This is a genomic window from Longibacter sp. (genome assembly GCF_051155795.1).
In the GTDB taxonomy this organism is placed as follows: Bacteria; Bacteroidota; Rhodothermia; order Rhodothermales; family Salinibacteraceae; genus Longibacter.
On sequence record NZ_DAXETW010000072.1, the window covers coordinates 1 to 8,038 of the forward strand.

Consider the following 8,038-nt stretch of genomic DNA (forward strand, 5'->3'; position numbering starts at 1 on the left):
TACTTCGATCCGGCGCAGAGCCCGAACCGCGTCGAGCTCTACAAGGCGTGGAGCGCGATGATTAACCTGCGCAATAACAACGACGTATTCAGAGCGACGGATACCGACGTCACGATTGCGGGCAACAACCAGCCCGGGCGGCGGATTTCCCTGCAGCATTCGTCGATGAATGCCGTCGTTATTGCCAACGTAGATGTGACGGAAACCGAGGTCTCGGCAGAGTTTCCGAATGCCGGCACGTGGTACGATTTCTTCACCGGAGAGGCCATTGAGATTGAAGCGGAGGAGCAGACGTCTCCGATTCGCCTCGCGCCGGGACAGTTCCACATTTTCACCGACCAGCCGGTCGCAACGCCGGAGAGCGGGCTTGTCCCGTACGAGGTGGCGGCACCCGCGCCGCTGGCACCGACGGATCTGTCAGCCAGCGCCGACCTGTCCGCGGGAACGATCAGCCTGTCCTGGACGGCGAGCACGTCCTCGGATGTGACCGGATACACGGTCTACCGCGGCACGGCGGCCGACTTTGATACCACCGGAGCCTCCGTTGCGACCGTCGATGCGGCAACAACGGCGTACACGGACGACAGCGTTTCGCCCGGCGCGACCTACCGGTACAAGGTGGTTGCCAACGACAACGACCGCCAGACGAGCCCGCTCTCGTCGGAGGTGACGTCGCTACTCTACCCCGAGCAGATCAGCTTCGACGTCTCCCGGTCCTTCGGGCAGGGCGAACGCCAGGGCGATTACCGCCTGATTGCGTTGCCGGGGGACATCAACCAGGCGGTGGGCGGGACCTTTAGCGGTACCAGCGGCGAGCAGTGGCAGGTGTACCGCGATACTGGCGCCGAAACCGACTTCTTCCAGGCGTTTGACGGCTCCTCCGCCTTTTCCTTCGCACCCGGCCGCGGTTTCTGGGCGATCTCCGAGTCGAGCTGGTCCGTGCAGCAGCAAGACGTCCCGTCCGTTTCGCTCCGGACGGCATCTTCGGGCGCATTCGTTGACATTCCGCTGGGGCCGGGCTGGAATATTATCTCCAATCCGCTGGATGTGGACGTCCCGTGGAGCGCGGTCGAGGCGCAGAACGGAGGCTCGCTCCAGCCCCTTTGGGCGTTCGATGGCTCCTTCACGCAGGCCTCGACGCTGAAAACGGCTGCCAGCGGCGAAGCGTTCTACTTTAACAATACCGGAAATCGCGGTGGACTGGTGATTCCGTACCAGACCGGCTCGGCCGCACCGGCGAAGGCGGCGGACCGGTCGTGGTTTAGCCTTACCGCAGAGATCGACGGGGAGACGGAACGCATCCGGTCGACGGTTGAAATGGGAACGGGACCCGACGCGACGGACGGCGTGGACCGTGTGGACATCATCGCGCCGCCCTCGCGGTTCTCGGCGCTCAGCCTCCGACTTCAGGCGCAGGACGGTCAGGCCGGCCCCCGGCAGCGCGACCTCAAGCGGTCGGTTCGTCCAGCAGACGCGGAAGGACACGTCTTCGAGGCCACGCTGTCGACGGAACCGCACACGCCGGTGACGCTTCGGGCGTCGAACCTGCCGTCCGGTCAGGAGGCCCGCCTGATTAATCGCGTCACGGGCGAAAGCATAGATCTACGAGCGACGCCGACGACGGAAATGATCCCGAAGCAGGCGTCGACGAAGCTCACGATGCTCCTGGGCTCGACCGCCTTCGTGGAGAGCCAGGAGCAGCGATTGGTGCCGGATGAGCTCACGTTCTGGCCGAACTACCCGAACCCATTCCGGGGCACGACGACGATCGAGTACACGCTACCGAAGGATGCGCACGTGACCCTTGAGGTCTACGACATCCTCGGGCGCCGGGTCGTAACGCTCGTAGATCAGCGGAAGTCGTCCGGCCTCCACACGATGCAATGGGACGGAACCGGCGGAGCCGGACAGCCGCTGGCCAGCGGCATTTACTTCGGGCGGATCGTCGTTGATGGGCAGACAGCCACGCGCAAGATGACCATCGTCCGATAGCGTCGTCTAACCGTGCGGTCGGGAGCCGGGCGCAATGCTCGGCTCCCGCGTCGCGCCCTCCCCCGGACACTTCCTTTTCTTAAAGCATCGCTCTCGCCATGCCTACTACGTCCCGCCTCTCCCGCATCATTAACGCCGGTCTGACGATCTGCCTCCTCGTTCTCTTCGCTGCGTGTGGTTCCTCCGGCAGCAATGAACCGCCGGACGAAAACGACGGCAACTTCCCGGAGCCGCCCGGACGCCCGGGGACCGTGCAGGTGGATTCGACGGTGACGCAGTAGCGTGTCCTAACTCGTCGCTGCCGTCTCCTCATCTGTTCGTCGTCTACTGTCCGGTTGACCTGTGCCCATGGCCTGCCTGTCCGATCGACTCCCGTGGCCCGTTCTCGGGATTTCTCTTCTGGCTTTCGCGTTCGTCGGCGGGTGCGCCACCGAGGACGCAGATACGCGCGGTGATCATGGTGCCGCGCAGGCGCCGCGCGTTCCGGGGTGGGCCGCCGATGCGGTGTTCTACCAGGTGTTTCCGACGCGCTTCGCCAACGGCGATACGACAAACGACCCAACGCGGGCAACCCTCGAGCAGCCGGTCGACGACGTGCCGGCCTCATGGTCCGTGACGCCGTGGACGCAGGACTGGTACGAGGAAGCGGAATGGGAACGGCAGATGGGGGGCTTCTACGCATCGGTTTACGACCGGCGCTACGGGGGCGACCTGCAGGGGGTGATCAACCGGCTCGACTACATCGACTCCCTCGGGGTGAACGCCCTCTACTTCAATCCGGTCTTCTGGGCCAACACGCTTCACAAGTACGACGGAACGTCCTTCCACCACATCGACCCGAACTTCGGCCCCGACCCGGAACGGGACCGGGCTATCATCGCGGGGGAGGATCCGACCGACCCCTCCACATGGAAGACGACCGCAGCCGACTCCCTCTTTTTCGAACTGCTCGACGCCGCCCACGACCGGGATATTCGCGTTGTGATCGATGGCGTGTTCAACCACACCGGGCGCGCGTTTTTCGCCTTCCAGGACATTGTCGAAAACCAGGCGGGTTCGCCCTACGCCGACTGGTACAAGATCAGCTCCTTTGACGCCCCCGCCACGCCCGACACATCCGAGTTTGAATACGATGGCTGGTGGGGCGTGCCGCAGTTGCCGGAATTTGCCGACGCGACCGACGGGGAGGACCTTGCCGCCGGTCCCAAACAGTACGTCTTCGACAGCACCGAGCGATGGATGGACCCGAACGGCGACGGCGACCCGTCCGATGGGATCGATGGCTGGCGACTCGACGTCGCCGATGAAGTGCCGGAAGGGTTCTGGGTGGACTGGAATGCGCACGTTCGGTCGATCAACCCGGAGGCTTACACCGTGGCGGAGACCTGGCAGCCGGCGGCGGGATTCATCCGGGCCGGCGGGTTCTCTGCTGCGATGAACTATTTCGCCTTCGCATTGCCCGTGAAAGGGTTTCTGATCGACCACGCCATCACGCCGACGGAGTTTTCGAACATGATCGACGCTCGGCGAACGGCATTCGACGACTCCACACGGACGGCGGTGCAGAACCTGATCGACTCCCACGACACGCCCCGGCTCGCCACCATGATCGTGAACCGGAGCGACACCGGGTACGTCGAGCCCGAACGGTTCGACTACGACTGGGGCGCGGTCGTCTCCGTTCGTGACAATCGATCGTACAAGGTGCGCGCGCCGGATGCCGATGAGCGCGGGCTTCAGCGTCTGGTCACTCTTTTCCAGATGACGTATGTCGGTGCACCGATGGTTTACTACGGCACGGAGGTCGGCATGTGGGGGGCGGATGATCCGGACGATCGCAAGCCCATGGTGTGGGGCGACATGGACTACGAGGTGGAGGACGATCATCCGTTTGGGCAGGAGCGCCCGGCGGACCCCGTCCGCGTGAATCGCGACCTGCTCACGTTTTACCGGGACGCCATCCGGTTCCGCCGCGACACGCCCGCGCTCCGGTCGTCCCGCTTTGAAACGTTGCAGGCCGACGATGAGCGGTCGACGTTCGCCTATGTTCGCGGCGATGCCGATGCGCCGGTCGTGGTCGTCCTCAATCGAAGCACCGAAGCGCACAGCCTCCGTCTCCCGCTCCCGGACTCGCTGCGGGGAACGTACGACATTGCATTGTCGACGGTGGACAACGGCACGCGCGTCCAGAGCGACGGGACCGCCCTGCTTCTCGAACTGCCAGCCACCTCAGGCGTCGTGCTCACGAAACGATAAGTCGCCGTGGGTCGATCGCGCGTGATCGATCGTGGATTGCGAAACCGAAATCGGCAATCCCCTATTCCCAATCCGAAATTTCAGTCCTAACGTCATGTGGGAATCCTTGTCGCGTTATCTGGGGATCGTCGTCCTTCTTTCCCTGATCACGTCGCCACCCGCTGTTGCGCAGCCGGCCGGGGTGTCGCCCGGGGACTATGCGGGCCACCGCGCCGACGGGGCGACCGTGATCGTAGAGGGGGAGCGTGCAACCGCGAGGATCAGCTTCTACCGGCCGGAGATGGTGCGCGTCGAATGGTTGCCGTCCGGCGTCGCATCGGCAGACACGTCCTTCGCCGTAATCCGGACGCCGGATTACCGCCCGACCGTCCGAGAGACCGACGAGGCGATCTATCTCCGCACGCCCGAGTTGACCGCGACGGTTCATAAGGCGCCACTGCGTATCACGACCGCAGATGATCGGGGCCGGACGCTTCTTGCCGAAATGGACCGGCCACTGCTTGTCACGGATTCGACTCGCACCGTTCAGTTTGCGTCCGATTCGACGTTGGCCGTGTACGGTACCGGTGAGCGAGGCGGCAGCCTCAATCTGCAGGGGCGCGCGTTCGACGTCTACAACACGCAGCGGTACGGCTACAACGCGGCGCCGGCCACGATGAAGATCAACATTCCGCTGGCCTTCACGACGGGTGGATACGCGCTCTTCATGGACGAGGTCGACCGCGGGCGCTTCGACATTGGCGCATCGACGCCGGGACGCCTGGCCTACACGTCGGAGTACGGCGCCGTCTCGTATGTCGTGATCGCTGCAGACGACATACGCGAGCAGCTCCGACATTACACCTGGCTGACGGGCCGGCAGCCGCTTCCGCCGAAGTGGGCGCTCGGATACATCCAGTCGAAGTACGGCTATCGAACGGAGACCGAAGCCCGAGGGGTCGTCGATACGCTACGCATGAAGGAGTTTCCAGTGGATGCCGTGGTTCTCGACCTTCACTGGTTCGACCACATGGGCGATCTCGCATGGAATCGCGAGGACTGGCCGACGCCGTTCGACATGATGAAGGACCTGAGCGATCGGGGAGTGCAGACCGTCGGAATTACCGAAACCTATCTTGCCGCCCCGTCAGACCTGTTTCAGGCTGCGATCGACGGCGGACACGTGGGGACGCGCCCGGACGGCTCGGCGTACCGGATCCCGGACTGGTGGTCCTGCCCGGACGGCTGCCCGGCCGTTCTCGCAGACATGACCCGTCCCGAAACCCGATCGTGGTGGTGGGAGAAGCACCCACCGTTCATGGGGGATCCCGTGGCAGCCGGCGACTCCACCAAAGGCAAAATGGCCGGGCTGTGGACGGATCTCGGCGAGCCGGAAAAGCATCCGGACGATATGCAGCACCACCTCGGCGCGGCGCCGGTGATCCACAATGCCTACAACCTTTTATGGGCCGAAACGCTCTACGACGGCCTTCGCGAGATGCGCCCCGATCAGCGCGTGTTCAACCTCACCCGCTCCGGCTCGGCCGGTATTCAGCGATACGGGACGGTGCACTGGTCCGGCGACGTGGCGCGAACCTTCACCGGGCTGGCCGATCAGCCCACGCTGCTTCTGCAGGCGGGCCTGTCCGGCCTCGCCTACTACGGGTCGGACATCGGCGGCTACCTCGGCGATGACCTCTCCCCGGAGCTGATGATTCGGTGGATGCAGCACGGCGCGCTCACGCCCACGATGCGGCCGCACGGCGTCGACAACCTGCCGACGGAGCCGTGGCGGTTCGGGGACGAGGCGGAGTCGATCATCCGTGAGCACATCCGCTTTCGGTACCGGCTGATGCCGTATCTGTATACGCTGGCGCATGAGAATCACACAACCGGCATGCCCATCGCCCGGCCCCTATTCTTCGCGAATCCGGACGACTCCGATCTGCAGGACGAGAGCGATGCCTATCTTCTCGGCGACGCCCTGCTGGTCGCACCGGTCCTGGAGGACGGAGTGCGAACCGTCGACGTACCGCTGCCCTCGGGTGACTGGCTCGACATCCATTCGAACGCCATCCTGGAGGGCGGAGAAACAGTGCAGATGGATGCTCCGCTCGACCGGATTCCGGTGTTGATCCGGGAAGGGTCGATCGTGCCCATGCGTCCCGTCGCGCCGCACACCGCGGCCCAGCCCCGCGATACGCTAATGCTAAAGGTCGTGCCGGGACCGGACGCGGCCTCGTTCACGCTGTACGAAGACGATGGCGAATCGATGGCGTATACGGAGGGTGCCTACGCGCTGACCTCGATCACGCAGTCGATGTCCGAGTCGGCAGGAGAGGCGAACGGGCAGGATCTCGTCGTCACCATCGGCGCGTCGGTCGGTAGCTACGACGGGATGCCTGCAGAACGAATCGTGCGCACCTCCATCGCCCGCGTGGGCCGGACGCCGGATAGCGTCACGGTAAATGGAGAGCCGCTCCGCCGGCGGCGCGATGACGCGACCGTGCAACAGATGGGCGGTTTTTCCTACGACGCCGAAGCGCGCGTCCTATCGGTTCAGACCAGGCTCGACACGCGCGAAGCCCATCGCATCACAGTGCAGGACGTGTCGGTCCGATAAGGTCGCGCACGCGCACACCAGCATCTTCTCGATTAGATTGTACTCCTCCATGCAGCGCATCCTTTTCCTGATCGGTGCCGTCCTCTTGGTGGCGGCCGGCCTCCCGTCTTCGTCCTCCGCGCAGATGCTGTACGAAAGCGACCGGTTTTACGTGACGGACACCTCCGTCGTCCAGGGAGACTTCCGTGCTACCGCCCCGTCCAGAACGATGCTGACGTCCAATTACCAGCGCGAACGGACGGCCGTCAACTTCAAGTTCAGCATCAACGGGCGGGACAATGAGCGCCCGTCGGGCGATGACATTCGCCTCCGTTTGTCCCCCGCCGGCGGTGACGTGCTGACACCCGTGTACGTCTTCGGGGAGCGGTCGCCGCAGCCCTTCCCCGAGCCGGGGTTTGCCGCTGCGCGCCCGTCCGGTACAATGCATGTCACGTTCCGGGTCGACATGAGGCCGATGCTGCGTTCGTTTCGCGCCAACGGCGTATACGACCCGCCCTCCGGCGATCCGATCGCGGAAGAAGATTTCCAGGGCGTGTACATCGTCGGAGACACGGCGCCGCTCACGTGGAGCCTCGAGGAGGCGTCGTCCGGCGACCGCTTTCGCCTGACGGATCCGGACGAGGACGGCGTGTTTTCCCTGACCCTTCCATTCGACACGCGCGACCTTCGACCGATGAACGACGAGGGCGTCGCTGTGTGGTCGCTGGACACAGACGTCTCGCAGTTTCCGGAGCTCGAATCCGACCAGCGGCTCGTGGACGCCCTGTACAACCTGTCGCTTGAGGAAATGCTGCAAAACATCCGGGAGGAGGACGGCGCGTTCATGGCCGGGAAGAAATGGACGGGCGTGTGGACGCGCGACATCAGCTACAGCATCCTGTTGAGCCGGGCGCTCGTGGCGCCCGAGCAGGCAAAAACGAGTCTTCGGGCGAAGGTCGACGAGGCCGGACGCATCATCCAGGACACCGGGACCGGAGGGTCGTGGCCAATCTCCAGCGATCGGATGACGTGGGCCCTGGCTGCGTGGGAGGTGTATCTTACCACGGGAGATCAGGACTGGCTGGAAGAGATCTACCCGATCATCCGGCGGTCGGCGGAGGCCGATCAGCATGCTCTCTACGACGCCGAAACGGGCCTTGTCCACGGCGAGTCGTCGTTCATGGACTGGCGCGAGCAGTCGTACCCCGA

General features: G+C 64.4%; 4 protein-coding genes and 1 pseudogene. All 5 read left to right on the forward strand.

The window, feature by feature from the left end:
* On the forward strand, positions 1-1,992 hold a 1,992-nt coding region (locus ACFCU0_RS07850; protein ID WP_434973113.1), incomplete at its 5' end, for a T9SS type A sorting domain-containing protein.
* A 98-nt stretch (positions 1,993-2,090) separates the two neighbouring features.
* Complete coding sequence (locus ACFCU0_RS07855) at positions 2,091-2,273, forward strand: hypothetical protein (RefSeq protein ID WP_434973114.1); 183 nt, start codon at positions 2,091-2,093, stop codon at positions 2,271-2,273.
* A 67-nt stretch (positions 2,274-2,340) separates the two neighbouring features.
* Entirely contained in the window at positions 2,341-4,248 is a 1,908-nt protein-coding gene (locus ACFCU0_RS07860; protein WP_434973115.1) for an alpha-amylase family glycosyl hydrolase, read from the forward strand.
* A gap of 94 nt (positions 4,249-4,342) precedes the next feature.
* Entirely contained in the window at positions 4,343-6,850 is a 2,508-nt protein-coding gene (locus tag ACFCU0_RS07865; protein ID WP_434973116.1) for a glycoside hydrolase family 31 protein, read from the forward strand.
* A 49-nt stretch (positions 6,851-6,899) separates the two neighbouring features.
* Positions 6,900-8,038: pseudogene (locus tag ACFCU0_RS07870) on the forward strand (glycogen debranching protein); the annotation flags it as partial.

Excerpts from the sequence above, each read along its gene's own strand:
- ACFCU0_RS07855 (WP_434973114.1), top strand. The coding sequence starts at position 2,091 with ATGCCTACTACGTCCCGCCTCTCCCGCATCATTAACGCCGGTCTGACG.
- ACFCU0_RS07860 (WP_434973115.1), top strand. The coding sequence starts at position 2,341 with ATGGCCTGCCTGTCCGATCGACTCCCGTGGCCCGTTCTCGGGATTTCT.
- ACFCU0_RS07865 (WP_434973116.1), top strand. The coding sequence starts at position 4,343 with ATGTGGGAATCCTTGTCGCGTTATCTGGGGATCGTCGTCCTTCTTTCC.